At 45.9% G+C, this 207-nt stretch carries 1 pseudogene; it reads right to left on the minus strand.

The annotated features are described in order from the left end of the window. Nucleotides 1–207, minus strand: a pseudogene (locus tag AABK37_RS42365) (murein transglycosylase); the annotation flags it as partial.

A 207-nucleotide genomic window follows, 5' to 3' on the forward strand; every position in this document is an offset into this window, starting at 1 on the left:
ATTGGATAATTCTGATACACGGCGATCGCCTTATCTTTTTGCAGATAACTCAGACTGTTGTCAATCGATGCTAAGAGTGCGTCGCGATCGCCTGGTTTATCTCATCGACTCCAAATTTGCTCATCCCAACCCAAGCAAGCGGATTGGGAAGCACAATCTGCTCCTAATTCCATCGGTTTTAGCACGGAATGTGCCGATGGAATTCTT

This window comes from Tolypothrix sp. VBCCA 56010 (assembly GCF_050875635.1).
Classification (GTDB): Bacteria; Cyanobacteriota; Cyanobacteriia; order Cyanobacteriales; family Nostocaceae; genus Hassallia.